Below are 23,211 nucleotides of genomic sequence, written 5' to 3'. Positions count from 1 at the left end.
ACATGCGTGTTATGTAGATGCATGCATGTTATGCATAGCGATAATGTGGACGTCAACGGATAGGTCAGTAACACCTAGGTAACGTGAGGCCCGAGGGAGGTGGGGCGTGCGGCTCCAGCTGCTGGCGCTCCTGGCGAAGGAACCTGCCCACGGGTACGAGCTGAAACAGGCGCTCGAACAGATCTTCGGCACCGCCTATCCCTCTCCCAACATCGGGCAGATCTACGTCACGCTCGGCCGCCTCGAAAAGGACGGCCTGGTCCGCAGCGTCGACGTCGAGCAGTCCAACCGCCCGAACAAGAAGGTCTACTACTGCACGGCCCTGGGGCGCGAAGCGCTCGACGAGTGGGTCGACTCGCCCACCGAGGGCCCGCGGGTCAGGGACGAGTTCTTCATGAAACTCGTGCTGGCGCCCATGACCGGCATCGCCGACCGCATGGCGTTGATCAACCGGCAGCGCCGACATTACCTCGCGATCATGCGCGATCTGGTAGAACTCGCCCAGCAGACCGATCAGGACAACCGTACGGCGCACTTGTTGATCGAAGGCGCCATGCTCCACCTCCAGGCCGACCTCGACTGGCTGGAGCGTTGCCAGGAGGATCTGCTCTGATGCAGTGAGACCAGAAGAAAAGTGGTGAGCTACCCCGTGAGCACCGCGCCCCCCGCCCCCGCAGGCCCCCGGCTCAAGGGAGGCTTCGCCCCGCGCGAGCGGAGCGAGCGCCGATGAACACGACGGACACGACGAAAACGGCCCTGCACACGGTCAACCTGGTGAAGATCTACCAGACCGGCGGCCTGCCGGTGCCCGCGGTGCGCGGCGTCGACCTGCGGGTCGAACGCGGGGAGTTCGTGGCCATCATGGGCCCGTCGGGCTCGGGCAAGTCCACGCTCGTCCACATGCTCGGCGGCCTGGACACCCGCACCAGCGGCGAGATCTGGGTCGACGGCCGGCGCGCCGACACCCTCAACGAGAGCGCCTGGGCGATCCTGCGCCGCCAGAAGATCGGCTTCGTCTTCCAGTTCTTCAACCTGGTCGACAACATGACGGTCGCCGACAACGTGGAGCTTCCCGCGCTGCTGGCCGGCGCGTCGCCCAAGCACGCCCGCGAGCGCAGGGAGTACCTGCTGTGCGAGCTGAACCTGACCGACAAGGCCGACTCCCCGCCCGGCCGGCTGTCCGGCGGTGAGCAGCAGCGCGTCGCCCTCGCCCGCGCCCTCGCCAACCAGCCGCAGGTCCTGCTGGCCGACGAGCCCACCGGCAACCTCGACAGCCGTAACACCAAGGACGTGCTGCGACTGCTCGGCGAGGTGCACCGGCAGGGCCAGACGATCGTCATGGTCACCCACGACGCCCGCGTCGCGGGCCTGGCCGACCGGGTCGTCACCCTCCTGGACGGCCAGATCGTCGACGACGGCGCCATAGCCCCCGTCCGCCGCCGCAAAGGCGGCCCCGGCGACGTCGTCGAACTCCGCGGATGACTCCCCCTACCCCGCGCGAGCGGAGCGAGCGCCATGAACGCTGTGGGCGAGGTCGCGTCGGCGTTCTGAGGGAGGAAGTCGGAAGTGCGAGGGACGAGCGCTTTCGGGTGACGAGTGAAGAGCGTCGACTCAAGGGCGGCCTCGCCCCGCGCGAGCGGAGCGAGCGCCATGAACACAGTGGGCGCCGATGAACACGGCGGAGCGGCGATGGATCCGGGCCGATCTGCGGGCGCGGCGGGCGCAGGCGTCGCTCACCGTCCTGGCGGTCGCCGGCATCGTGACGGCACTGATCACCGCGGCGACCCTGCTGGAGGACGGCACCAACCCCTGGCGCGGCCTGTTCACCAGGGGCAACGGCGCGCACGTGTGGCTGCACACCAGGGACGCCCCCGACCCGGCGACGCTGAAGGCGCTGGACGGCGTCACCGACGTCGCCGGCCCGTACCGCAGCGCCCCGGCGACGCTGGTGCAGGGCGGCAAGAAGACTCCGGTGGCGCTGCAGGAGATGGCGGCCGTGCTGCCGCCGGTGGGCCGTCCCATCATGCGCGAGGGCCGCTGGCTCGACCCCGGGGACGGGCGGGGCGTCGTGGTGGAACGTTCGTTCGCCCGCGCGGCGGGCCTGCGCACCGGCGGCCCGTTCTCGGTCATCGGCCTGAACGGCGCCACGCACGCCCTCACGGTCATCGGGCTGGCCGAGAGCGGCGACCAGGGCTTCTATCCGGACTGGACGCCGGGCGTGGCCTGGACGCTGGCCGGCACGCTGGATGAGGTGGAGCCGGCGCTCGGCCGCAGCGAGTCGGTGACGGGGCTGCGCCTGGCCGATCCGGACGACACCTCGCTGATCGTCCAGCGGACGATAACCAAGCTGGCGGGCCAGGTGCAGCGGGTGTCCACCTGGCGCGAGGTGCGGGCCTCGATGGAGCTGGACAACCGGCTGCTCGGCGTCCTGCTGGCGCTGTTCGGGGTGGCGGGGCTGGTGGCGGCCGCGCTGGCCATCGCGAACGCGGCGGGCGGCCGGGTGCTGACCCAGCGGCGTGACATCGCGACGCTGAAGTCCCTGGGGTTCACCCGCCGCCAGGTCGTCCGCATGCTCGTCGTGGAGCACGGCATGCTCGGCCTGGCCGGCATCGCGGCGGGAGTGGCGTGCGGCCGGCTGATCTCCGCCTACGCGCTGCCCGACACGGTGGTGGTGCCGCTGTCCCCGGCCCCGCTGCTGGCGATCTCCTTCGGCACGGCCCTGACGGTGCTGGTCGCGGTCTGGCTGCCCGCCTGGCGCGGCGGCCGCACGCCGCCCCTCCCGGGCGCCCCGGTGGCCCCGCCGCGCGGCCACCTGTCGCGCATGGCCCGCCTGGCGCTGCTGGTGCGGCTGCCGCCGGCGCTGGTGCTCGGGGCCAGGGACGCCTTCACCCGCAGGCTGCCGGCGCTGCTGACGACGTTCGGGCTCGCCGTCCCGATGATGCTGATCACGATCGGCCTGGGCTGCTGGGCGACGCTGGACGCCTTCAAGGCCCATCCCGAGCAGGTGGGCCAGGCCGCCGCGCTGACCGTCCGCCCGGGAAGCGTGGCCGCCGCGGACGCGAGCCGGCTCGCGCTCGCCGACGCCGACGTGGTGGCCGCCTATCCGGGGACCGAGGTCGACGCGCTGGTCCCCGGGCAGACGCGCACCGTGCGCACCCGGGCGCTCGGCACGGTCACCGATCCCTACCCGTACTCGGTGGTCGAGGGGCGCCTGTACCGCGACCGCGGCGAGGCCGTGGCGGGGCAGGGCCTGCTCGACCTGCTGCACGTGCGCATCGGCGACCGCACGCGGCTGACGATCGGCGGCACCCCGCTGATCGTCCGCATCGTCGGCAGGGTGCTGGAGCCCGAGCAGGACGGCGAGGTGCTCTCGGTCCCGCTGGACACCCTGGCGCCCAAGGACGCGCTGCCGCCGCAGTACCACAGTCTGGCGCTGCGGCAGGGCGCCGACCCCGCGGATGTGCGCGCCCGCCTGCAGGGGCAGGGGCTTGAGGTGTCCCAGGCGGTGAACCCGGCGGACCGGCTGTCGGTGATCCGGGTGATCATCGTGGCGCTGGTGGGCGTGCTGGCGCTGCTGGGCCTGGCCAACCTGCTGACCGCGAGCGCGGTCGGGCTGCGCGACCACGCGTTGGACCTGGCGGTGCTGAAGGCCATGGGGCTCACGCCGCGGCAGGTCATGGGCACGCTGGTGACCGGCACGGGCCTGCTCGTGGTGATCGGGGTCGTCGCGGGCGCGGCGGCGGGGGCCTTCGTCTCCTCCGGCCTGATCGACCTGCAGGGCGCGGCCAGCGGCATGGGAGCGGGCATCGGCCGCGCGCCCACACCGGCGACGCTGCTGCTGGCCGTGCTCACGGCCGTCGGGGCGTCCTTGCTCGTGGCGCTGATCCCCGCGCGGAAGGCGGCCAGGGCCCGGGTTCCGGTGACGCCGCGCTGAGCGCGTCCTGCGCTCGATTGTCGGCTGCAATCCCTTTCCTTCCGGCAAAAGGGGTTTATTGGCGACTTAGCAGCGATCTACAGATAAATCCGGTGTGTACGGGCTAGCATGTGCCACGGTTCCAGTGCGATTCGCGCGCTGGTGGAGGCAGGGTGGGGATAGGCGTGTCCGACCGTGACGACTGGAGCTGGGCCAAGAGCGACGATGCCGTTCTGCCGCCCGAGATAGACACCTCCAAACCGAGCATCGCCCGCGTCTACGACTTCTTCCTGGACGGCAAGGACAACTTCGCCGTGGACCGGGAGATCGGCGAGATGACGCTGCGCATCGTCCCCGACGCCAAGGAGGCCGGCAAGGCCAACCGGCGGTTCCTGCGGCGGGTCGTGCACTACCTGGCCGCCGAAGAGGGCATCCGCCAGTTCATCGACCTCGGCTCCGGCCTGCCCACCCAGGGCAACGTCCACCAGATCGCCCAGGCGGTCGACCCGGCGGCGCGCGTGGTCTATGTGGACAACGACCCGATCGTCCTGGCGCACGGCCGGGCGCTGCTGGCCACCAACGACACCACCACCGTCATCCAGGCCGACGTCCGCGAGCCGGAGGCGATCTACGCCGACGCCACGCTGCGCAAACTCATCGACTTCAGCGAGCCGGTCGGTCTGCTGATGTTCAGCATCCTGCACCACCTGCACGACGACGAGGACCCGTGGAGCATCGCCGCGCGGCTGCGCGAACCGCTCGTGTCGGGCAGCTTCCTCGCCATGTCCAACTTCTTCGACGCGCAGGACGAGCACCCTGAGTCGTCCAAGCAGGCCGAGATCATGGAGAAGGTCTTCAACGAGCACCTGGGCACCGGCAGGTGGCGCACCCGCGAGGAGCTCATGCGCTTCATCGGCGACTTCGAGCTGCTGGAGCCCGGCCTGGTGCCGCTCGCGGACTGGCGTCCCGAGCCGGGGGAGCAGTGGGAGCGTTCGGCCACCTTCTACACCTTCACCGGCGTCGTCGCCCGCAAGCCCTGACCCGGGCACGCCGACCCGGAAACGCTTGACCCGCAAGCCCTGACCTGCGGGGTCCGACCGTGAGCCCTGACCGCGGGGCCGCTCGGGCCCGCGGTCAGGGCTTGTCGCTGGAGTGGGAGAAACGCCCGAGGCCTCTCCCACTCCTTCCCCGGGTTCCTCAGGAGCTGGTGAGGGAGAACCAGTAGAAGCCGTGACCGGGCAGGGTGAGCAGGTAGGGCAGCTCGCCGATGACCGGGAAGCCGACCCCGCCCCGGCACTCGACCGGGGTCATGCCCGCGAACCGCCGCAGGTCCAGCTCGACCGGCTGCGGATGCTTGGACAGGTTGTTGACGCACAGCATCCGGTCGTCGCCCTCCTCCCTCACGAACGCCAGCACGGTGAAGTTCGGCGACCACAGCTCGGTGTAGGCGCCGGTGCCGAACACCGGGTGCCGGCGCCGCACCGAGAGCATTTTGCGGGTGAAGTGCAGCAGCGACGAGCCGCTCTTCATCTGGGCCTCGACGTTGACGGCCTGGTAGCCGTAGATCGGGTCCATGACGGCCGGCAGGTACAGCCGTCCGGGGTCGCCGTTGGAGAAGCCGGCGTTGCGGTCCGGGCTCCACTGCATGGGGGTGCGTACGGCGTCGCGGTCCTCCAGCCAGATGTTGTCGCCCATGCCGATCTCGTCGCCGTAGTACATGACCGGGGAGCCCGGCATGGACAGCAGCAGCGCGGTGAACAGCTCGATCTGGTCGCGGTCGTTCTCGAGCAGCGGCGCGAGGCGGCGGCGGATGCCCAGGTAGGCGCGCATGCGCGGGTCCTTGGCGTACTCCGCGTGCATGTAGTCGCGCTCTTCCTCGGTGACCGTCTCAAGGGTGAGCTCGTCGTGGTTGCGGAGGAAGATGCCCCATTGGGCGTTGTCGGGGAGCTTGGGGGTGCGGGACATGATCTCGGAGATCGGCTCGCGCGACTCCCGGCGCACCGCCATGAAGATGCGCGGCATGAGCGGGAAGTGGAACGCCATGTGGCACTCGTCCCCGCCCGTGGTCGGGTCGCCGAAGTACTCCACGACGTCCTCGGGCCAGCCGTTGGCCTCGGCCAGCAGCACCCGGTCGGGGTAGAGGCGGTCGACCTCGGCCCTGACGCGCTTGAGGTAGGCGTGCGTCTCAGGCAGGCCCGAGCAGGCGGTGCCCTCGCGCTCGAACAGGTACGGCACCGCGTCCAGGCGGAACCCGTCGATGCCGAGGTCCAGCCAGAACCGCAGGACCTCCAGCATGGCGTCCTGGACGGCCGGGTTCTCGTAGTTGAGGTCCGGCTGGTGGTGGAAGAACCGGTGCCAGTAGTACTGCCCGCGCACCGGGTCGTAGGTCCAGTTGGACTCCTCGGCCCCGACGAAGATGATCGGCGCATCGGAGTACCGGCCGGGGTCGTCCGACCAAACGTAGAAGTCGCCGTAAGGGCCGGTGGGGTCGTGCCGGGACGCCTGGAACCACGGGTGCTTGTCGCTGGTGTGGTTCATCACCAGGTCGGTGATGATCCGCAAGCCACGCTTGTGCGCCTCTTCGATCAACTCGACGAAATCGGCCAGGTCGCCGAACTCCTGGAGGATCTTCATGTAGTCGGCGATGTCGTAGCCGCCGTCGCGCAGCGGCGACTCGTACAGCGGCAGCAGCCACAGGCAGTCGACGCCGAGCCACTGCAGATAGTCGAGCTTCTCGATCAAGCCGCGCAGATCGCCGGTGCCGTCACCGTTGGAGTCACGGAAGCCGCGTACCAGAACCTCGTAGAAGACCGCTCGCTTGTACCACTGGGGGTCGGACGAGACGAAGTCCTCGGAAACGGATTCCGGGCATGGTGAAGCGCTCATAGGTATCGCTCGCAGGAAAGGAGTAGGGCGGTTCAACACAGGGGCTTCGCGCCGTCGGAGCCGTCATCCCTGCGGCTCCCGCCCGACGCCGACACCGAAGGGGTGGCTCGGTGCTCAGCGTGTTTCGGCGCTGTTTCGCGGAAGACTAGCAGGCCATTAGGGTCCCTCGAAGACGATCAGCCGAGGTCGCTCAGCGTGCCGGACGCGTAATCGTCCGCACTCCCTGGAATGCTCGCGTATTACGGCGGCCACGCTCCGTGTCTCCGCTGGTGGGACGCGGGTTTCGCCCGAGTTGGTGAATCGGTTCACAAAGTCGCGGCCCAGGGTGGGGTGAGGTCACCGAGCGTGTCCTCGTAGTCGCTCAGCCAGGAACCGAAAAGCGCCAATCCTCGGAGCCAAAACCTCGAGTTCCACGAGGAGAACGCCGTCAGCGCGTCCGGGCCCTCGGCCACCACCGCCAGCATCGGCTCCGAGAGCAGCCCCGGCACGGTCGAGGCCTTCACCAGCATCCGGTGGTTCCATTCGCGCGCGGCCGGGCCGTTCGAGCGCAGCGGCACCCGCCGGTGCGGCAGCGCGCCGTTGGTGGACGGCAGCGCGGCGACACGCGGGTTGGCCGCCCGCAGGATCTCCCGGTAGAACCGCCCGCCCTCCTTGCGGTCCACCGGCACCGACAGGGCGGCGTCGAAGAACTCCGGGTGCAGGAACGGGAAGACCGGGGTGACCTCCGGGCCGACCAGGTTCACCGGGGAGCGGGCGATGCCGCGCGCGGTGCGGGTGTGCAGCACGCTCAGCGGAAGCTCCGAACGGTGCCCGCGCAGCATGGACGTCGCCTGGTCGAAGGCCGTGCCCACCCGGTCGTCGACGAAGGCCAGCGCCCGCTCCGACAGCAGCGGGACGTGCGGCTCGCCGGTCGCCAGCGCGGCCAGCAGCGCGGTCCGCCGGTCGGCCGAGGTGCCCGCGCCGACGGCGTCGGCCGTGATCAGGAAGTTCTTCATCAGCGGGCCGCCCGCCAGCCCGTCCACGACCGCCCGGCCGGCCTGGTGCACCTCGCGGGCGAAGGGGGAGTACCAGGCGTGATGGCTGGTGAGGTACTCCAGCCTGCGCGCCGCCCACCGCGCCTCGCCGGGGTAGGCCGCGGCGTCCTGCGGGACGATGCGGTGCGGGATGCCCAGTTCGCGGGTGACGTACCGGGCGAAGTCGATGTCGTTGTCCAGGCCGTCGTCCGGGCTCGTCGTCCAGGACACCACGTCCATCTTGCGCGCCACGGCCACCGAGGCGAGCAGCCGCGAGTCGTACCCGCCGCTCACCGGCACCAGCAGCGGCCGGTCGTCGAACGGCTTCAGCGCCTCGTGCAGCAGCGCGACGACGTCCCCTCCGGTGACACCCCGGTCGAACGGCTCCTCGCGCACCCAGCGGGGGGCCCGCCTGTCCACGCCGATCTTGCGCGCGGCGCGGGACCACACCAGGGCGGTCGCGCCGGGCAGCCGCTTGACCTGCCGGTAGGGGGTGTCATCCAGCAGCGGGTAGGTCAGCTTGAATATCGCCGCCCAGGCGTCCCAGTTCACCTCGTAGGGGCGGCGCGCCAGCGCCAGCAGCGGCTCGATGTTGCCGGCGAAGTAGACCGCGTCCCCCTCCGGGCCCGTCTCGGTGAGGTAGTAGAGGTCGATCAGCCCGAAGGCGCCGGTGTGCAGGGTCACGGTGTCCGGCTCGTCGATCAGACCGGGCGTCTCCCACGTCTCGGCGACCGCCCACCATGGCAGGGCCCGCGATGGCCGCGCCTCCGCCCAGGCGAACCGCGCCTCCCAGGACGCCGGCCCCGCCTCACCAGCGGACGGCCGCGCCGCGTCGGCCGGGGGACGGCCGGAGCCGGTAGATGTAGAGGTGAGGGAGGCGCCGGCGTAGGGCGCGAGCGGCGCGGAGCTCAGCAGGGCCGCGCCCGGCGTCCGGTGCGCCTCCCGCACGGCCGGGCCCGCCGCGCGCAGCACCTCCATGCGCGCGGGATCGTAGGCGCCGATGGCGCCGCAGACGTACGGCCGCGCCGCGTACTCCGGCCACTTCCCGTTGCGCACTGTGACGCCTCCCCTCAGCGAATACCTGCCGAGTGTACGGACTTGTGGCGGTTCGAGATGGTCGGGCCGAATCTGCGATTATTCTTGCTCGACGTCTGGGGACACGGTGATGGCATGAGTGAAGAGTTGGACGGCACCCGTCGGGCCCTCGAAGCGGCCGTGGCGGCGGCTTCTGGCGCGGCCGAGCTCACCCGCCTGCTGGCCGACTACCAGGAACGGCTCGCCCGCGCCGCCGTCTCCGAGGCCGAGGCGGTGACCCGGCTGCGCGAGGCCGAGGCCAGGCTGAAGACCGCCGAGAGGCAGGTCGCCCAGCTCGCGAAGGGCCTCGCCGAGCAGCGCTACCAGACCGAGGTCGCCCAGTGGCGCCTTGAGTCGGTGCAGGCCAGCCGGTGGTCCAAGCTCGGCGACGCCATCCACACCAAGAACCCCGGCCAGGTCGCCCGCACCCTGCGCACCCCGGTCAGCAAGCGCCCCGCCCCCAAGCGGTCGGACTTCAAGCCGGCCCCGCCGGCCGTCGAGGCCCCCGCCGTGACGCCCGTCACGCCGCAGACGGCCGGGCCCGAGGTCTCCACCCCCATGGCCGAGGGCTTCGTCGTGCCCAAGGGCCCGCTGACCCGGCCGTACCTGACCGTCGCCGCCATCGTCGACCGGCAGTCCGAGGCCCTGTTCCGGTACGAATGGCGGCAGGTCACCAACTTCGGCCCGGACAACTGGCAGGCCATGCTCGACCAGCACCGGCCGCACCTGCTGTTCGTCGAGTCCGTCCAGGCCGGGCCGCGCCAGGGCAACGGCGGCCGGTGGCTGGAGGAGCTCGACGGGCGTTCCCGCGGACTGCGCGACCTCGTCGAGGAGTGCGCCCGCAGAGGCATCCGCACGATCTTCTGGCACTCCGCGGGCCCCGTCTCGACCGCCGTGCCGATGGCCTCCTACTTCGACCACGTGCTCGCCACCTCCGAGGCCAGGGCGCGCGAATGGCGGGCCGCGCTCCGCCACGACCGCGTCGGCATCCTGCCGCACGCCGTGCAGCCGCGCGTCCACAACCAGATCCCCGCCGTCGAGGGACGGCACGGGGTGGGCCTGCTCGGCACGGCCACCCAGGCCGCCGAAGTGCCCCCGGAGGCCGGGTGGCGGCCGCTGGTCACCCCCAAGGCCACCTACGACGACCTGCTGACGGCCTACCGCTCCGTCTCGATGGTGCTCGCCGGCCCGGACGCCGACGCACGGACCGTCGAGGAGATCTCCGCCTGCGGCACGCCCATCATGCAGCTCACCGCCCCCGTCGACCAGGCGTCCCTGCCGGGGACGCTGGACTCGGTCCGCGACTACCTCGCGGCCGAGGCGGAGTGCGCGACCGAGGCCCACCTGGCCTGGCGGTCCACCGCGCCGGTGACCCCGCTCCTCGACCCGATCCTCGACACCGCGGGCGTGCCGTCGGTGCGCAACTCGGCCACCGTCACCGCCGTCACCGCCGTCTCGGGCCCGGCGGAGCTCGACCACCTGCTCGCCCAGCTGGGACGGCAGTCCCGGCTGCCCGGCCAGCTCGTCATCGTCGCCGACGGCCTGGACCCCGCCGTCGTAGAGAAAGCAGCCCGCGACCGCCTCACCGAAACCCGCGCGAAAGCAGGGGAGGCGGTGTCCCCGTTCGGCTCGTCGGGCTTCGAGGACGTGGTGGTCCGCACCCCCGGCACGCCTCTGACGCGCGGCGCCGCCCTGGACCGGGCGCTGCGCCTGGCCGACGGCGACCTGGTGGCCGTCCTCGACCCCCGCGACCTGTACGGCGAGCACTACCTGGCCGACCTGACCCGGTACCTCGCCGCGGTGGACGCGGAGATCGTCGGCAAGGCCTCGTTCTACGCGCACATCACCGACACCGGCGCCACGCTCCTGCGCCAGCCCGGAGCCGAACACCGCTTCCTGCCCGAGATCGCGGGCGGGACGCTGCTCGCCCGCCGTCCGGCACTGGTGGAGCTGGGCATCGCCGACGTGTCGGAGGAATGGGACGAGGTCCTGATGCGCCAGTGCCGCACCGACGGCGTCCGCGTCTACTCGGCCGACCGCTACTCCTACATCTGCCTGCGCCCCTCCACCGAACCCCGCCTAATGGCCTCCGCCCACTTCGAAGGCTACGTCCAACCCCACCCCCTCGCCCTGATCTAACCCCTCACCGGAACCGGGAACCGGGGAAACGGCCGTCCGCACCCGGGGCATGACGTCCCGGGGCTGCGTCAGCTTCCAGTGTCGTGATCGGCAAGTCCGCGAACACGGTCACCTGAGGTACGACCGAGCTCATCTACGGGGTCCATTCGACATGAATGGAGCGGTCAGGGCATGCCGCCAGATGGCGGTAGATCAACTGACCTTCAGTTGCTCATCACCGAAGTCGGCGACGAGCTTCAGGACGCCGCCGAGAGCAGCGACATAACGGTCCAGAACCTCGCGAGTGGACACGTCACCCTTCTCGATTTGAGAGACACGTGCCACCGAGATGCCCATGCGTTCAGCGACCTGGATTTGGGTGAGGCCGCGGCGCTTCCGCATCTCGGCAAGCCGCCATCCTTGTGACTCTTCACGCAACTGCCGAACTTCATCCTCGAACCGTTCGGTTCCCCCGGCGGTCTGGATCGCGCGCTCCAGGTGGCCGCTGTCACGCCACTTGCGGTAGCTGCTCACTGGTTCATCTCCTTGTGCCGCTCCGCCAGGTAGATCTCGTACAGGTGCTCGGCTCGCGGGATCGCTTTCCGATACCATCGTTCCCAGTTGCCGGCCTTATCTCCCGCAATCAGCAAGATGGCTGCCCGCCACGGATCGAAGACGAACAGGATACGGATCTCGCTACGGCCAGCGGAAGCAGGCCGCAGTTCCTTCATGTTAGGGATCTTGGAACCGGTGATGCCGTCCACCAAGGGCCGACCCTCCGCAGGGCCATTGCGCTCCAGCACCAGGATCGCCTGGTTGACCAGCTTGTGTGATTCGCGATCGGCCTCGTAGAGAGCCTCGAGGAACTCCCCCACCTCGTCGGTGAAGAGGATCTCCCATTGCCCCACTGCGACCTCCCTGTCGCCAGCCTAACCGGATTCAACAAAATCCTAAAGTTCGGGAGATCTGGAGGTGGGACGGACGTGATCCTGTAACCCCAGATCGCCGCTCGACCGTCGGCCGGAAAATCGTCCTCGCCTCCGCGCCCCGGGGGCGCTCCGGCTCGGGTCGTGCTTGCCCAGGGGGCTCCGCCCCCTTCGACCCCCGATCGAAGGGCTCCGCCCCTCGAGCTCCCCGCACACCGGAACCGGCGAATCAGGGAAGGCTGTCCGCACGGGGGCATGGCGTCCCAGGCCGCGTCAGCTTCCAGCGTCGTAATCAGGGAACTCGGCGCGCTGACCAGCCACCGCGCCCGCGCCACCATCGCCACTCAGCTTCTCAACGCCCGTGACCCACTTTCCTGGCCGACCTGCAGCAATGGCTCGGACACAAGCATGCCGCCAGCACCTGCCACCATCCTCCAGCGCACCCTGTCCGCCGCTTACAAGAAGGCCGACTACTTCGCCCGCAACGTCCGCACCATCCAAGTCCTCATCGACCGCGACGCCATCCTCATCGGCGCCGACGCCGGCGACGGGCAGCCGTGGAACAACTACGACCTGGGCGAGGGCTACTGCAGCTACGACTTCTTCGCCAAGTGCCCACATCGTCTGGCCTGCGCCCGCTGTCCGTTCTAACTGCCGAAGGATAGTCACCGCGGCCAGCTCCTGGCGGTCAAGAACGGCATCGACCAGATGCTCGAACAGCTCGACCTCACCGACGAGGAGCGCCAAGCACTGGAAGGTGACCGGGACGCTGTCACCGCGCTCGCCGAACGCCTTGCCGGCGTTCCTACCCCGGCAGGTCCAACGCCCTAGGAACTCGGTGCTCAGCCCGTGTTCATCCCGCTCACGGCCTTGCGAGACAGCCTGCCAGGAGGTTCGTCATGGGCGATCAGACGACCCCTTCCTCAGGCAGGAACCTCGGCCACCACCAAGAACATCAGGGCTGTGGCCAGGAACGGACCTGCCGCGAGATCCTCGATCCATTGCTCGGCGTCGGTGCCGAGATAGCCCGCGTCGACGGCTCGGGCCACGTTGCGGCGCAGCCCGAAGAGCCGATCGGCCATGACGAAGTCACGAAACACCGGCGCCACCGTCTCTACGGACCGCACAGTGAGGCCCGCTTCCAAACACAACCGCGCGAGGCTACGACCGATGGTCGCGTTGCGCACAATTTCCGTCGTGAGGAACCGGGTCAGCTCCCTGCCCGTTGCCGGCTGCTTGGAGTCGATCAGCAGTCCCTCCCAGTCAGGTTCGGCCATGACGAGGCGCCCGCCCGGACGAGCCACCCGACGGAACTCGGCCAGCACGCAGGACGGGTCGGCCACATGCTGGAGCACGCGGTCGGTCCGGGCCCGATCGACAATCCCGCCATCCAGCGGCAACGCGTGGACGTCACCCGCGCGAATTTCGGTCAACGGCTGCCCGGCCAGGCGGGCCCCGGCTTCGGCGACCATCGCCGGATCACGGTCGACACCGATGACCCTGCCGCTAGGAGCAACGGCGGAGGCCATCGTCGCGAGGTCAGTCCCGGGCCCGCAGCCGATGTCGAGCACAGTCTGCCCAGGCTGGAGGTCAAGCAGGCTCATCACCTGCTGCTTATAGGCTCGGCCAGCCCCGCTTGCGGCCACCTGCCCGAGATAGGTGATCGGATCAGGACGGGACAGGCTACTGGTTTCGATCATTGCCACACCCCACCAGACGCTCATGCAATCCTCGCGCAGCAGATGTCAAGACCTCGTGCAGCACACAACCGCACCTCGCGGTCCAGTCCCCCTGCACCCGGCGATCGTTACCTCATATTCGCAATAACGTGCCGCTTCCTCCGGATCAGAGTTGCAGTTCCGACCAGTCGACCACCATGGGGATCGGATCGGTGACGCGTGGAGCTTCGCCGAACTCCTTCTTCATGAAAATGCCGATGTGCTTGTAGCGCATTGCCGCCGGGTCCAGGCGGTACCGCTCGACGATCGGCACGCCTGTGCGGTCGAGCCGGACGATCCAGTAGTGCGGGCCCCCCAATCGAAGGGCTCCGCCCTTCGAGCTCCCCGCGCGCGCACCGGAACCAGGGAACGGCTGTCCGCGCCGGGGGCATGACGTCCCGGGGCCGCGTCGGCTTCCGGCATCGTGATCAAGGAAGTCCTCGAACGCGGTCACCTGAGGATGCGACCAGATCCCTCCATGAAGTCCGACACGACGTAAGAATGGAGCGGCCACGGCATGCCAGCCAGGTGGCGGTAGATCAGCTGACCTTCAGTTGCTCATCACCAAAATCGGCGACGAGCTTCAGGACGCCATCTCGGCGAGCCCCCATCCTTGTGACTCTTCACGCAACTGCCGAACCTCCTCCTCGAACCGTTCGGGTCCCCCGGCGGTCTGGATCGCGCGCTCCAGGTGGTCGCTGTCACGCCACTTGCGGTAGACGCGCGTCAGCCCATCGTCCAGGGCCGGAGTTTCTCGGGGTTGCGTACCGCCCAGACCCGCTTGATCCTGTCGCGCGTGACGTCGAACGCGAACACCGTCATGGTGACGCCGTCTTGCTGAGCGACCAGGCCGGGGCGGCCGTTGACCGTCCGTTCCAGGAACGTCATGCCGCTGGGCGTCCGGTGGGCGATCTCGATCCAGGCGCGCGCGATCTGCTCGCCCCCTTCTATAGGACGAAGGAAAGCGATGGCCAGGCCGCCGCCGTCGGCGGTCGCCGTGGCATCGGGGTCGAGGAGGCCGATGAGGGCGTCGATGTCCTTGGCTTCCCATGCCGCCTTGAAAGCCCTGACGATGGCGGCCTGCCGGGCTACCGAGGTCGCGGCAGTCGGGGAGGCGCGGATGCGGCGGCGGGCCGAGGAGGCCAGCTGGCGGCATGCCGCCGGGGTCCGGCCGACGATCTCCGCGATTTCGGCGAAGGAATATCGGAAGACGTCGTGGAGGATGAACGCGACGCGCTCGGCGGGGGTCATCGATTCGAGGACGACGAGGAAGGCCATGTTGACCGACTCGTCGAGGGTGACCCTGTCGGCGGGGTCGGCGGTGGTGCCGCCCGGCCGTCCGCTGATCCACTCCGTGGGTTCGGGAAGCGGTTCGGGAATCCATTCGCCCACGTAGCTCTCCCGTCTGGCTCGTGCCGAGCCGAGCAGGTTGAGGCAGACGCGGCCGGTGACCGTCGTCAGCCAGGCGCCGGGTGACTCGATGGCCTCCTGCTGCTGCCGGGACATGGCGTACCAGCGGGCATATGTCTCCTGCACGGCATCTTCGGCTTCGGCCAGGGAGCCCAGCAGCCGGTAGGCGAGATTGATCAGCTGACGTCGCTCGCTCATGATCGCGTCCAGGCTCGGGTCGAGCCGGCCGCGCCCCGGCTCGGATTGGGTGGTCATGGTGTCGCCGGCCCCTCTCGGTCGCATCTGCCCTCATCGGTCCGACCAGTCAGCACACCGGAATGTGAGGTCGGCGCGTCACCTCACATTCCTGAGGGTCGCGTTGTCGTACTGGTGAGACGAACGCATCAGCGAGCGAGCAGGAATCCCGGTGACATCGCGACCCGCTACTCCCGCCGCCGCGATCGCACCTCGCGCCGGCACCTGACCACCCCCAGGTGTAGCCGGCCGCACCGCCGGCGCGCGGACGCTGCCCGCAGCACCACGTAACGGCAGCCCGATGCCACCCGCACCGGGTTCGACGTGACAAGGAAGAGGAAAACGATGAGTGACTTCGAGGCCATCGCCGACCGCGTCGAGATCGAGGCGCTGCGCGGTGAATTCACCGACGCGGCGATGATGCGCGACGGCGCTCGCCTCGCGTCGCTGTTCACGGTGGACGGCGCGCTGCGGATACCCGACATCCCCGCCGAGCTGGTCGGCCGGGAGGAGATCCGCGCCGGAGGTGAGCGGCTGCAGGCTCAGTGGGAGTTCTTCGTGCAGACCACGCACCCGGGCACGATCCAGCTCGACGGCGAGACCGCGACCGGCCGCGCCTACATCCAAGAAATCGCGCGGACCCGCGACGGCCACCAGGGACAGAACTACTCCATCTACCACGACCGCTACCAGCGCACCGGCGACGGCTGGAAGTTCGCCGAGAGGGTCTACGAGGTCAGGTACCTCGACACCAGCCCGCTGGCAGGCTCGGCGCCCCGCGCGGCCGGGACGCCCGCTGACCCGCCGGCCGGGGACACGCCTGCGGGATGAGGACCGTGGCCCGCGACCCGAAGCCACCGTCCCCGCGGACCGGGCTACGCCGATCCGACCACACCTGCGCCCTATGACCCGCACCGCCACGACCAGACCAGACCAGGAGACACCTATGACCACCTCGATGCCGGCACCACCGTTCACCGCCCCGGCGCCCGCGGAGCGCCTGGAGCGGGTGGCCGCCGCGCTGAGGGCGAACAATTTCGCCGTGGAGATCCTCGATGACGCCGCCGCCGCACGTACCCGCGTCAAAGATCTGATCCCCGAGGGCGCCAGCGTGTTCACCGGGGCCAGCGAGACCCTCCGCCTGTCCGGCATCGATGAGGACATCAACACCAGCGGACGCTACGACGCCGTCAAATCACGCACTCTGGGCATGGACCGCGTCACCGCCGTCCGCGACATCTGGCGGCTGATCGCCAGCCCCGACGTCATCGTGGGCAGCGTCGCAGCGGTCACCGAGACAGGTTCCCTTGTGGTCGCCTCGGCCAGCGGAAGCCAGCTGCCCGGGTACGCCGGCGGCGCCGCCCGCGCGATCTGGGTCGTCGGGGCGCAGAAGGTGGTCCCCGACCTGGGCGCCGCGCTGCGCCGCGTCGAAGAACACTGCCTGCCGCTGGAAAACGTTCGCGCCGAGGAGGCGTACGGGCGGCCCAGTGCCGTCAACCGCCTCCTCATCCTCAACGCGGAACTCCATCCCGGGCGCGGCACCGTCTTGTTGCTCCGCGAAGCCATCGGATTCTGAGACCTCACCTCGAACCGCTCGAGTCCTCCGGCCGTCTGGCTCGCATGCTCCAGACGGCCGCTCTCGTGCCACCCGCCAACTCTGTACGGGCATGGATCGCGCTCGATTCGGCGTCATCGAGGTCGATTCGCGGACGAACCCAGCGGCTGTACCCAGCCATCACATCTCTCTTTCCGCCGTGGATTCGATGATCGTCGGGCGGACGATCGTGGGACTCCCGCTCTCGAATCTCAGCGGCCTTTGTGCTCGTGTTCTGCCGGCATGGCGTCGTCCTGGGGGGACCTGGGGCGGGGAGTCGCGGCTTCGGTTCCGATGAGCGGCACCTCCGAAGATGGAGGAGTCAGCGGCTGCCACCCGGCAGGGTCTACGCTGTGGCCCACGGCCATCGCACGATCTTCGGATGTCATCACAAACACTGATGATCACGCGGTGGCCGTACCCATGCCACCACAACCAGCCAGATCCCGAACTCTCACTGGAGTACTAGTCCCAGTTGTGCAGCAGAAGTGCCGTTCATCTTCTCCGACCACTTCAACAGGTGATAGATGAGAAGACATGGTGAAACTGGGCAGGCTTGCATCCGTGCCATTACGCTCAATTTGGCCGAACGAAGCCAAGGATTTCACTCCTTGGCTCGCCGACAATCTCGACGTTCTTGGGCAAGCCGTCGGGCTCGCGCTCGATCTCCGGCATAGGGAGTACGCGGTCGGCAGATACGCCCTGGATCTTCTGCTAGAGGATGCCCAGGGACGGGTTGTCGTGGTCGAGAATCAGCTCGAGTCAACTGATCACGGACATCTGGGGCAACTTCTCACCTACTGCGCCGGCACGCAGGCCAAGGTCGTGATCTGGGTCGCCCAGACCCTGACCGAAGAGCATGCCGCCGTGCTCGAGTGGCTCAACGACAACACCGTCAGCGAGATCGGGTTCTTCGGGGTGGAGGTCGAGGTGCTCCGTATAGGCGATTCCGCTCCCGCGCCGAACTTCAAGGTCGTGGTCAAGCCCAACGACTTCACCAAGGACACTCAGCGTAACCGTGCACAGGCCACCTTGTGGACCTGGGAGTCATATGTCGAGGAGCTGCGCATTCCGCAGGAAAGGGTCGCGACTGGCAGGCGCCTTCTCGAGGCGATCAGCGACGAGATCGAAAAACGCGAACTCGCCTGGCAGGCGGTCATGAGGAAGGGGTATGCCGCTATCCAGCGCTCTGGCGGATACAACGTGTTCGTAATCGATGTCTACTGGAATCGGGTGCCGCGCTTGGCGGTGAAGTTGCCTGCGCCTCCGGCCGAACTCGGTCTCACCAACCCTTATCCGCACTTACAAGATGTGTGGACTCCCGCCGAGCGTGAGTGGGGGTGGACAGTGCCGCCAGGCGCAGAGATTCCTGATCTTGATCCGCTGTTCGACCTCGTATTGCCTCTCCATCCCGCTGCCGGTCCGATGCAAGCTCCGTTGTTGGCGCAGCCGCCTGCCGCGCACTCCTGAGAGTCGTACTGCCGATGGCGGGCGTTGAGGCTCGCCTTGGGATCCGGGGTTGTCGCGGATGGCCTGGACGCCGCCGTCGATGCGCTTAACTCTCAGAACTGGAGCTCAGTCCAATCGATGACCATGGGGATCGGGTTGGTGACCCTGGGGGCCTCGCCGAACTCGGACTCGTCCTTCATGAAGGTGCCGATGTGCTTGTAAAGCATCGCCGCACGATCCAGGCGGTAGCGTTCGATGATCGAGACGCCCGTCCGGTCCAGGCGGACGATCCAATAGTGCGGAATGCCCGCTTTGGCGTACTCGCCCAGTTTGTCGGTCGTGTCCTGTGTCTCGGATCCGGGCGACACGATCTCCACGACCAGCAGGGCATGTTCCGCGCATAGCCGTTCGCCCCGTTCCCTGTCAAGGCATCTGTAGAGCGCGATGTCAGGCCGCCGATTGAGCAGCGGCAGATCGCGCAGGCGTAGGTCCACGTCGTTGTTCACGGTCAGGCACTCGTAGCCTGCGTCCATCGCGGCTCTGGCGTGACGTTCCAGCAGGTTGGCCAATCGCCTGCCGGCGGTCTGGTGGTCAGGTGTCGGCGCCGCGCAGTAGACCACGTAGCCGTCGACGATCTCGATGGCTCGGGCGATCTCCTCGGGGAGCGCGTCGTACTCTTCAGCGGTGACTCGCGCTGGTTGCGGGCGGATGTTGAGAAGCCAGCTGTCGTCCGGCAGGGCTGTCATCCGACGTCTCCTCGTCACTGTCCGCATCTGACGATGCAAGCCTACGGGTACGTGCCGACACCGCCCCTCCGCGACGATCCGGACTCGCTTCAGGAAGGGCCTCGCCTCCGATCGCAGGCGCTTCGCCTCTCGGACTCCTTAGTCGGGAGTTCCAGAGGCGGAGTCAGATGCCGTTGCTCTCGTTCTCCACTCGCGCGGAGTCATCCTGCGGCGTCCTTGGCCTAGGGATCGAAATCGTGGTCTCTGCGCAGTTCGACTGTGACGCTGCCACTGTGAGAGGCCGGCGAGCCCAAATCGTCTTGCCAGGCCCTGACGGAAGGGGAACCACGCCGAACTCGTAGGCGAGGGCGGAGACGATTGCCAGTCCACGCCCGTGAACCGCTTCCACCCCCAGGTCCAGTTGACGGGGCCGCCCCTCGCCGTGGTCGGTGACCCGCACGCAGAGGTCTTCAGTCGCGGCCCCAGAGGGACAGTCGAATATAAAGCAATTGGGCAGTCCAACGGTTCGCAGACGTCGCCTGGCGTCGGAACTTCGGCAGTTACGGTAACGCGCTCAGCTCACTTTGGAACAGGTGACGTCGCGTACCTGGAGAACCTCACCGGCAGTCTTTACGTGGAGGATGAGAGGGACGTATATCGGTATACGTTGGCGTTTGACCACCTTCGCGCTAAGGCGTTGGACATGGAGGAGTCTGGCGAGCTGATTTCGAAGATCCTGGCCGGAGCAGGGTGAACATCCTAGGAAGGAGGGCCGGTGTATCTGTCGGATCTTTCGCGTCTGGTGTGGCATAGGAGCTCTCATAGCGGCAACGGCCAAAACTGCGTCGAAGTGGCCGCGCTGTCACGCGACGTAAGAGGCGTCAGGGACAGTAAGCGACAAAATGGGCCAATGTTGAGATGTGCTCTCCCGGAATGGGAGGCGTTCATCGCTGGAGTGAAGGACGGCGATCTGTCGCGTTGAGGGAACCGGGCATCAGTTCTCCACGCGACGCCGTGAACGGCGCCGGGATTGCGGCCATCGCAAGATCCGGCGCGGCTCTGGTCGGTACGGAGCTTGGCGTGGGGTCGATGCGGGTTACTGGGTCTCCGCTCGGGTGTGGGCGGAGACCGGTGGGGTGAACTGCTGGTCGCTGCCGCGTGGGTCGGGTGAGAGGGGCTTGGCCGGTGCTGGCTTTGGTTCAGTTCGCGGTGCGCCAGTAGGCGAGTTGTTCGCTCGTGCTCTTGACGACGCGCGGGTCGGACTCGGGCTGAGGCCAGATCTGCAGCAGGTAGCGATCGATGATCTTCCTGGAGGTGTCCGCCTCCGCCGCTTTGTCCATGTTCACGGCGTGGTAGCGCAGCCGGTACCACGCCGGCCCTGCGGGCAGCGCGGGAAGGTCGTGGGTATTCCCGCCCCACTCGTGCAGGGAGAAGTGCCCGGCCATGGACTCAAAGCTGATCTCGACGACGTCCTCGTACCCGTCGGTGTCCGCTCCCGGGTCGCCGTCGGCCACCGTCACCGAGAAGCCGACCGTTCCCGTGTGCAGGCCCGTGATCAGGAAGGCGCCATCGTCCTCCACCCGTATGATCCCGACAGGATGCGCAGGGTGGTCGTCCGGCAGGTCCTCGAAGCCCATGGCGTCGTCGGTGTCGTCGATGAGGTACGCCTGCCGGTAGTGGACGTCGAGGTCGAACGACACGGTATGAAGATCGGTCATGGGTGGCGAGCGTACGATCATGGACTGACATTTCCGGCCGGTCCCAGCCGGGTCACGTCGGCGCCGCGACCGCCGTGGTGGAGCCGAGTACGCCCTTCGCCGGCCCGGCCCGGCCGGCCTCGTTCCCGCAGGAATAACGGGCTGGTGGCCGGCGAAGATGGACGAGATGCGATTCCATGCGCGATTCTGCTATCAGCGGCTTACCCACCGGGTGCGCAGCGCCCAGTCATGAGATCGAGCAGCGGCATCTCGGTGGGCTGATCGGTCGGCTCCGGCGGAAGTGGCCGGTCCGAATCTGCCTCGATCGTCTCGCCCCCTCGTCCCGGGAGCAGCAATGATGGGCCATCTGACACTGCTCGTCTTCATCGTCGCCGTCATCGTGGGGGGCGTGGTCGCGGGTTGGGCGCCGGCCAACGGCTCGCGCATCCTGCGCTGGGCCGCGCTGGCGCTGACCGTGATCACGGCCGCCGCGCTGACGCCCTTCACGGTCGGCGACTCCGGCTCCGCCGCGGCCTACCTGCTGGGAGTGCCCGTGGTGGCCGCGGTGATCCCGGTCGCCGCCGACCTTATGGCGCGTGGCACGACCGTGGCCGACGCGATCGGGGCGATCGCCATGACGGTGTGGGCCATCATGCTCGCCCTCGGGCTGGGCATGGCCTTCCTCCCTGCGGCGTTCCTGCTCATCGCGGTCTTCGTCAGGGATCTCACGATCCGCCGATCCCACGCCGCCTGACCGCGCCGACCCTGGCCGGGCGACGCGCAATGCGTGCCCCCCGCTGGCCGACCGGGTCGAAACCGGTGGCGATCAAGGCGGGCTTCGCCGGAGAGTTCGAAGGCCGGATCGTCGTAGCAGGTCCGTACGATCGCGGCATGGCTCTCGACTTGTTCGCCGGAATCGCCGTCACCGACTACGCCGCGGCCCTGCGGTGGTACGAGCTGTTGCTGGGGTCTGCGCCGACCTTCCTGCCCAATGACACCGAGGCCGTGTGGGAACTGGCGGAACACCGCTACCTGTACGTCGAGCATCTGCCGGAGCGTGCGGGCCACGCCATGCACACCATTTTCGTCGACGACCTGGACGAACGCGTCGCCCAGATCGCCGGCCGGGGGCTCGAACCCGTGAACCGGGAGACCTACTCCAACGGCGTCCGCAAGATCACCTACCGTGACCCGGACGGCAACGAGATCGGCCTCGGCGGCGCTCCGCTCTGACCGGCGGCGCGGCCAAGGGCGCCTTCAGTGGGGGGGAGACGGCGGGACTTCGGTGGTGAGGGCCCATAGGACGACGCCGGGGATGGGCTCTCTGTCGCGCTCGGGGGCCCGGGTGAAGCCCATGCGGGCGTAGAGCCGGTGGGCGGACAGCATGTTGTGCTGGGTGAGGATGGCGACGCTTCGCAGGCCGAGCCGCGCGGCCCGGTCGAGGCACGCCTGGACGAGGGCCTCGCCGATCCCGCGTCGCTGCGCTGTCCGGGCCACCGCGAGCAGGCGGAACTCGCCCTCGCCCGGCCTCGCCGTGTTGGAGAACGCGTCGCCGTGCTGGACGAAGGAGACTCCGCCGAGGATCTCGCCGGTGCCGAGGTCCGCCGCGACCAGCAGTTCGCTCTCCTTGGCGCGGGTCTCGACGTCCCGCATCCGCTCCAGGTACACCTGCGCCTTGGGCTCGGCGGAGATCAGATCTCTGTAGACCTCGACGGTCAGCTCCGCGAGAGCCTCGTAGTCCTCCGGCCGAGCGTGGCGCACCAAGAAGTCCATGGGCGCAGAGCCTACGAGCCGGGCGCCGCTCGCGGTCCGGAGGGGGCCGGGGCGGGGCCGTCCGTCGGTGATCGATCCCACTCTGGATAGCGAAGCTATCCAGAGATTGGATAGGGTGACTATCCAAGGAGGGTGAGTCCAATGACCGTGATCGTTCTCGTTGTGGCCGCGCTGTGCTTCCGCCTGCTGGGCGCGGTGTTCGGGGTGGCCCGCTTCACCACCTGGCGGGTCAGCGCAGGGCACGGCTTGGCCGTCATGCTGGTGATGACGGCCGGCGCGCACTTCGTCCCGTCGGATGTGACCGTCATGCCGAACCACGCCGACATGGTGGCCATGGTTCCGCCGTTCGTCCCGTTCCCCGCCCTCGTGGTCTATCTGACCGGCGTCCTGGAACTGGCCGGGGCGGTGGGCCTGGTGCTCCCCGCCACCCGCCGGGCGGCCGGAGTCTGCCTGGCGCTGCTGTTCGTGCTCATGCTCCCGGCCAACGTCCACGCCGCGCTGGACGGGGTGACCCTGGCAGGGGAGGCGGCGTCGCCGTTGTGGCAGCGCATCCCCGAGCAGGTCCTCTACGTCGGCGTGGCCCTCTGGGCGGCGGGCTTGCCCGCAGGACGTCCGGGTCGTGCGGCCGCCCCTCGTCCGCTCCCGGCTTCCGGGAGCGCGGACTGACGGACCGGTCGGCCG

25 protein-coding genes are annotated in these 23,211 nt (G+C 68.8%); 15 read left to right on the top strand and 10 right to left on the bottom strand.

Going from position 1 to position 23,211, the window contains the following annotated elements; genetic code table 11:
- Positions 1 to 106: 106 nt before the first annotated feature.
- The 4 genes from ACZ6QO_RS16730 to ACZ6QO_RS16715 all read left to right on the top strand — a co-directional run bounded on the left by ACZ6QO_RS16730 (position 107) and on the right by ACZ6QO_RS16715 (position 4,953).
- The gene (locus ACZ6QO_RS16730) at positions 107 to 613 is read left to right on the top strand and encodes a PadR family transcriptional regulator (protein WP_465851554.1); all 507 of its coding nucleotides are present in this window, start codon (positions 107 to 109) and stop codon (positions 611 to 613) included.
- A 113-nt stretch (positions 614 to 726) separates the two neighbouring features.
- Positions 727 to 1,482 (top strand): ABC transporter ATP-binding protein, encoded by a 756-nt coding sequence (locus ACZ6QO_RS16725; protein ID WP_465851552.1) that lies wholly within the window; start codon positions 727 to 729, stop codon positions 1,480 to 1,482.
- Between the two features lie 187 nt (positions 1,483 to 1,669).
- Positions 1,670 to 3,934 carry an ABC transporter permease gene (locus ACZ6QO_RS16720; RefSeq protein WP_465851550.1) on the top strand — a complete coding sequence of 755 codons (2,265 nt, stop codon included), beginning with the start codon at positions 1,670 to 1,672 and terminating at the stop codon, positions 3,932 to 3,934.
- Between the two features lie 164 nt (positions 3,935 to 4,098).
- On the top strand, positions 4,099 to 4,953 hold the full coding sequence (locus ACZ6QO_RS16715) for an SAM-dependent methyltransferase (protein ID WP_465851548.1): 855 nt from the start codon (positions 4,099 to 4,101) through the stop codon (positions 4,951 to 4,953).
- Positions 4,954 to 5,110: 157 nt separating this feature from the next.
- On the opposite strand, the gene treS is transcribed toward ACZ6QO_RS16715, so the two are convergent.
- Positions 5,111 to 6,799 (bottom strand): maltose alpha-D-glucosyltransferase, encoded by a 1,689-nt coding sequence (gene treS, locus ACZ6QO_RS16710; RefSeq protein WP_465851547.1) that lies wholly within the window; start codon positions 6,797 to 6,799, stop codon positions 5,111 to 5,113.
- Positions 6,800 to 7,104: 305 nt separating this feature from the next.
- Positions 7,105 to 8,868 (bottom strand): adenine nucleotide alpha hydrolase family protein, encoded by a 1,764-nt coding sequence (locus tag ACZ6QO_RS16705; RefSeq protein ID WP_465851545.1) that lies wholly within the window; start codon positions 8,866 to 8,868, stop codon positions 7,105 to 7,107.
- Between the two features lie 114 nt (positions 8,869 to 8,982).
- Here ACZ6QO_RS16705 and ACZ6QO_RS16700 point away from each other — a divergent pair, with 114 nt between their 5' ends.
- Positions 8,983 to 11,025 (top strand): CgeB family protein, encoded by a 2,043-nt coding sequence (locus tag ACZ6QO_RS16700; RefSeq protein WP_465851543.1) that lies wholly within the window; start codon positions 8,983 to 8,985, stop codon positions 11,023 to 11,025.
- Between the two features lie 192 nt (positions 11,026 to 11,217).
- Here the strand turns inward: ACZ6QO_RS16700 and ACZ6QO_RS16695 are convergent, their stop codons facing one another.
- On the bottom strand, positions 11,218 to 11,538 hold the full coding sequence (locus ACZ6QO_RS16695) for a helix-turn-helix domain-containing protein (protein WP_465851541.1): 321 nt from the start codon (positions 11,536 to 11,538) through the stop codon (positions 11,218 to 11,220).
- Positions 11,535 to 11,912, bottom strand: a complete 378-nt coding sequence (locus ACZ6QO_RS16690; protein WP_465851540.1) for a type II toxin-antitoxin system RelE/ParE family toxin — start codon at positions 11,910 to 11,912, stop codon at positions 11,535 to 11,537. The genes ACZ6QO_RS16695 and ACZ6QO_RS16690 overlap by 4 nt, the downstream gene beginning before the upstream one ends.
- 426 nt (positions 11,913 to 12,338) lie before the next feature.
- Between ACZ6QO_RS16690 and ACZ6QO_RS16685 the strand changes: the two genes are divergently transcribed.
- Both ACZ6QO_RS16685 and ACZ6QO_RS16680 read left to right on the top strand, forming a co-directional pair.
- Positions 12,339 to 12,581: a hypothetical protein gene (locus tag ACZ6QO_RS16685; RefSeq protein WP_465851538.1), complete on the top strand. Its 243-nt coding sequence runs from the start codon at positions 12,339 to 12,341 to the stop codon at positions 12,579 to 12,581.
- Between the two features lie 57 nt (positions 12,582 to 12,638).
- Complete coding sequence (locus ACZ6QO_RS16680) at positions 12,639 to 12,761, top strand: hypothetical protein (RefSeq protein WP_465851536.1); 123 nt, start codon at positions 12,639 to 12,641, stop codon at positions 12,759 to 12,761.
- 92 nt (positions 12,762 to 12,853) lie between these two features.
- Here ACZ6QO_RS16680 and ACZ6QO_RS16675 read toward each other — a convergent pair whose 3' ends face one another.
- The 3 genes from ACZ6QO_RS16675 to sigJ form a co-directional block, all read right to left on the bottom strand.
- A complete protein-coding gene (locus tag ACZ6QO_RS16675; protein ID WP_465851534.1) occupies positions 12,854 to 13,654 on the bottom strand; it encodes a methyltransferase domain-containing protein in 801 nt (266 codons plus the stop codon).
- A gap of 121 nt (positions 13,655 to 13,775) precedes the next feature.
- Positions 13,776 to 14,102, bottom strand: coding sequence for a hypothetical protein (locus ACZ6QO_RS16670; RefSeq protein WP_465851532.1), 327 nt, complete (start codon positions 14,100 to 14,102; stop codon positions 13,776 to 13,778).
- Between the two features lie 272 nt (positions 14,103 to 14,374).
- The gene (gene sigJ / locus ACZ6QO_RS16665) at positions 14,375 to 15,313 is read right to left on the bottom strand and encodes an RNA polymerase sigma factor SigJ (protein WP_465851530.1); all 939 of its coding nucleotides are present in this window, start codon (positions 15,311 to 15,313) and stop codon (positions 14,375 to 14,377) included.
- Between the two features lie 324 nt (positions 15,314 to 15,637).
- Here sigJ and ACZ6QO_RS16660 point away from each other — a divergent pair, with 324 nt between their 5' ends.
- The 3 genes from ACZ6QO_RS16660 to ACZ6QO_RS16650 all read left to right on the top strand — a co-directional run bounded on the left by ACZ6QO_RS16660 (position 15,638) and on the right by ACZ6QO_RS16650 (position 18,356).
- Positions 15,638 to 16,123, top strand: coding sequence for a nuclear transport factor 2 family protein (locus ACZ6QO_RS16660; RefSeq protein ID WP_465851528.1), 486 nt, complete (start codon positions 15,638 to 15,640; stop codon positions 16,121 to 16,123).
- A gap of 115 nt (positions 16,124 to 16,238) precedes the next feature.
- Entirely contained in the window at positions 16,239 to 16,868 is a 630-nt protein-coding gene (locus ACZ6QO_RS16655; RefSeq protein WP_465851526.1) for an LUD domain-containing protein, read from the top strand.
- Positions 16,869 to 17,423: 555 nt separating this feature from the next.
- A complete protein-coding gene (locus ACZ6QO_RS16650; protein ID WP_465851524.1) occupies positions 17,424 to 18,356 on the top strand; it encodes a hypothetical protein in 933 nt (310 codons plus the stop codon).
- Positions 18,357 to 18,448: 92 nt separating this feature from the next.
- Here ACZ6QO_RS16650 and ACZ6QO_RS16645 read toward each other — a convergent pair whose 3' ends face one another.
- Entirely contained in the window at positions 18,449 to 19,081 is a 633-nt protein-coding gene (locus ACZ6QO_RS16645) for a Uma2 family endonuclease (protein WP_465851523.1), read from the bottom strand.
- Positions 19,082 to 19,454: 373 nt separating this feature from the next.
- Here ACZ6QO_RS16645 and ACZ6QO_RS16640 point away from each other — a divergent pair, with 373 nt between their 5' ends.
- Positions 19,455 to 19,814: a Scr1 family TA system antitoxin-like transcriptional regulator gene (locus ACZ6QO_RS16640; RefSeq protein ID WP_465851522.1), complete on the top strand. Its 360-nt coding sequence runs from the start codon at positions 19,455 to 19,457 to the stop codon at positions 19,812 to 19,814.
- Positions 19,815 to 19,835: 21 nt separating this feature from the next.
- On the top strand, positions 19,836 to 20,042 hold the full coding sequence (locus tag ACZ6QO_RS16635) for a DUF397 domain-containing protein (protein WP_465851520.1): 207 nt from the start codon (positions 19,836 to 19,838) through the stop codon (positions 20,040 to 20,042).
- Between the two features lie 217 nt (positions 20,043 to 20,259).
- On the opposite strand, the gene ACZ6QO_RS16630 is transcribed toward ACZ6QO_RS16635, so the two are convergent.
- Complete coding sequence (locus ACZ6QO_RS16630; protein WP_465851518.1) at positions 20,260 to 20,778, bottom strand: hypothetical protein; 519 nt, start codon at positions 20,776 to 20,778, stop codon at positions 20,260 to 20,262.
- A gap of 334 nt (positions 20,779 to 21,112) precedes the next feature.
- Here ACZ6QO_RS16630 and ACZ6QO_RS16625 point away from each other — a divergent pair, with 334 nt between their 5' ends.
- Positions 21,113 to 21,511: a hypothetical protein gene (locus tag ACZ6QO_RS16625; RefSeq protein ID WP_465851516.1), complete on the top strand. Its 399-nt coding sequence runs from the start codon at positions 21,113 to 21,115 to the stop codon at positions 21,509 to 21,511.
- A gap of 137 nt (positions 21,512 to 21,648) precedes the next feature.
- Positions 21,649 to 21,990, top strand: a complete 342-nt coding sequence (locus ACZ6QO_RS16620; RefSeq protein WP_465851514.1) for a VOC family protein — start codon at positions 21,649 to 21,651, stop codon at positions 21,988 to 21,990.
- A 24-nt stretch (positions 21,991 to 22,014) separates the two neighbouring features.
- Here the strand turns inward: ACZ6QO_RS16620 and ACZ6QO_RS16615 are convergent, their stop codons facing one another.
- Complete coding sequence (locus ACZ6QO_RS16615) at positions 22,015 to 22,530, bottom strand: GNAT family N-acetyltransferase (RefSeq protein ID WP_465851513.1); 516 nt, start codon at positions 22,528 to 22,530, stop codon at positions 22,015 to 22,017.
- Between the two features lie 141 nt (positions 22,531 to 22,671).
- Here ACZ6QO_RS16615 and ACZ6QO_RS16610 point away from each other — a divergent pair, with 141 nt between their 5' ends.
- On the top strand, positions 22,672 to 23,196 hold the full coding sequence (locus tag ACZ6QO_RS16610; protein WP_465851511.1) for a DoxX family protein: 525 nt from the start codon (positions 22,672 to 22,674) through the stop codon (positions 23,194 to 23,196).
- Positions 23,197 to 23,211: the final 15 nt, after the last annotated feature.

It is taken from the genome of Sphaerisporangium sp. NPDC049457 (assembly GCF_055586705.1).
The sequence above is the reverse complement of the archived record's forward strand: the minus strand, read 5'-3'. Positions and strand labels throughout refer to the sequence as shown.

Coding starts and splice junctions, on each gene's coding strand:
- ACZ6QO_RS16650 (WP_465851524.1), top strand. CDS start 17,424: ATGGTGAAACTGGGCAGGCTTGCATCCGTGCCATTACGCTCAATTTGG.
- ACZ6QO_RS16645 (WP_465851523.1), bottom strand. CDS start 19,081: ATGACAGCCCTGCCGGACGACAGCTGGCTTCTCAACATCCGCCCGCAA.
- ACZ6QO_RS16615 (WP_465851513.1), bottom strand. CDS start 22,530: ATGGACTTCTTGGTGCGCCACGCTCGGCCGGAGGACTACGAGGCTCTC.
- ACZ6QO_RS16630 (WP_465851518.1), bottom strand. CDS start 20,778: ATGACCGATCTTCATACCGTGTCGTTCGACCTCGACGTCCACTACCGG.
- ACZ6QO_RS16700 (WP_465851543.1), top strand. CDS start 8,983: ATGAGTGAAGAGTTGGACGGCACCCGTCGGGCCCTCGAAGCGGCCGTG.
- ACZ6QO_RS16625 (WP_465851516.1), top strand. CDS start 21,113: ATGATGGGCCATCTGACACTGCTCGTCTTCATCGTCGCCGTCATCGTG.
- sigJ (WP_465851530.1), bottom strand. CDS start 15,313: ATGACCACCCAATCCGAGCCGGGGCGCGGCCGGCTCGACCCGAGCCTG.
- ACZ6QO_RS16660 (WP_465851528.1), top strand. CDS start 15,638: ATGAGTGACTTCGAGGCCATCGCCGACCGCGTCGAGATCGAGGCGCTG.
- ACZ6QO_RS16680 (WP_465851536.1), top strand. CDS start 12,639: ATGCTCGAACAGCTCGACCTCACCGACGAGGAGCGCCAAGCACTGGAA.
- ACZ6QO_RS16720 (WP_465851550.1), top strand. CDS start 1,670: ATGAACACGGCGGAGCGGCGATGGATCCGGGCCGATCTGCGGGCGCGG.
- ACZ6QO_RS16655 (WP_465851526.1), top strand. CDS start 16,239: ATGACCACCTCGATGCCGGCACCACCGTTCACCGCCCCGGCGCCCGCG.
- ACZ6QO_RS16725 (WP_465851552.1), top strand. CDS start 727: ATGAACACGACGGACACGACGAAAACGGCCCTGCACACGGTCAACCTG.
- ACZ6QO_RS16685 (WP_465851538.1), top strand. CDS start 12,339: ATGCCGCCAGCACCTGCCACCATCCTCCAGCGCACCCTGTCCGCCGCT.
- treS (WP_465851547.1), bottom strand. CDS start 6,799: ATGAGCGCTTCACCATGCCCGGAATCCGTTTCCGAGGACTTCGTCTCG.
- ACZ6QO_RS16610 (WP_465851511.1), top strand. CDS start 22,672: ATGACCGTGATCGTTCTCGTTGTGGCCGCGCTGTGCTTCCGCCTGCTG.
- ACZ6QO_RS16620 (WP_465851514.1), top strand. CDS start 21,649: ATGGCTCTCGACTTGTTCGCCGGAATCGCCGTCACCGACTACGCCGCG.
- ACZ6QO_RS16675 (WP_465851534.1), bottom strand. CDS start 13,654: ATGAGCGTCTGGTGGGGTGTGGCAATGATCGAAACCAGTAGCCTGTCC.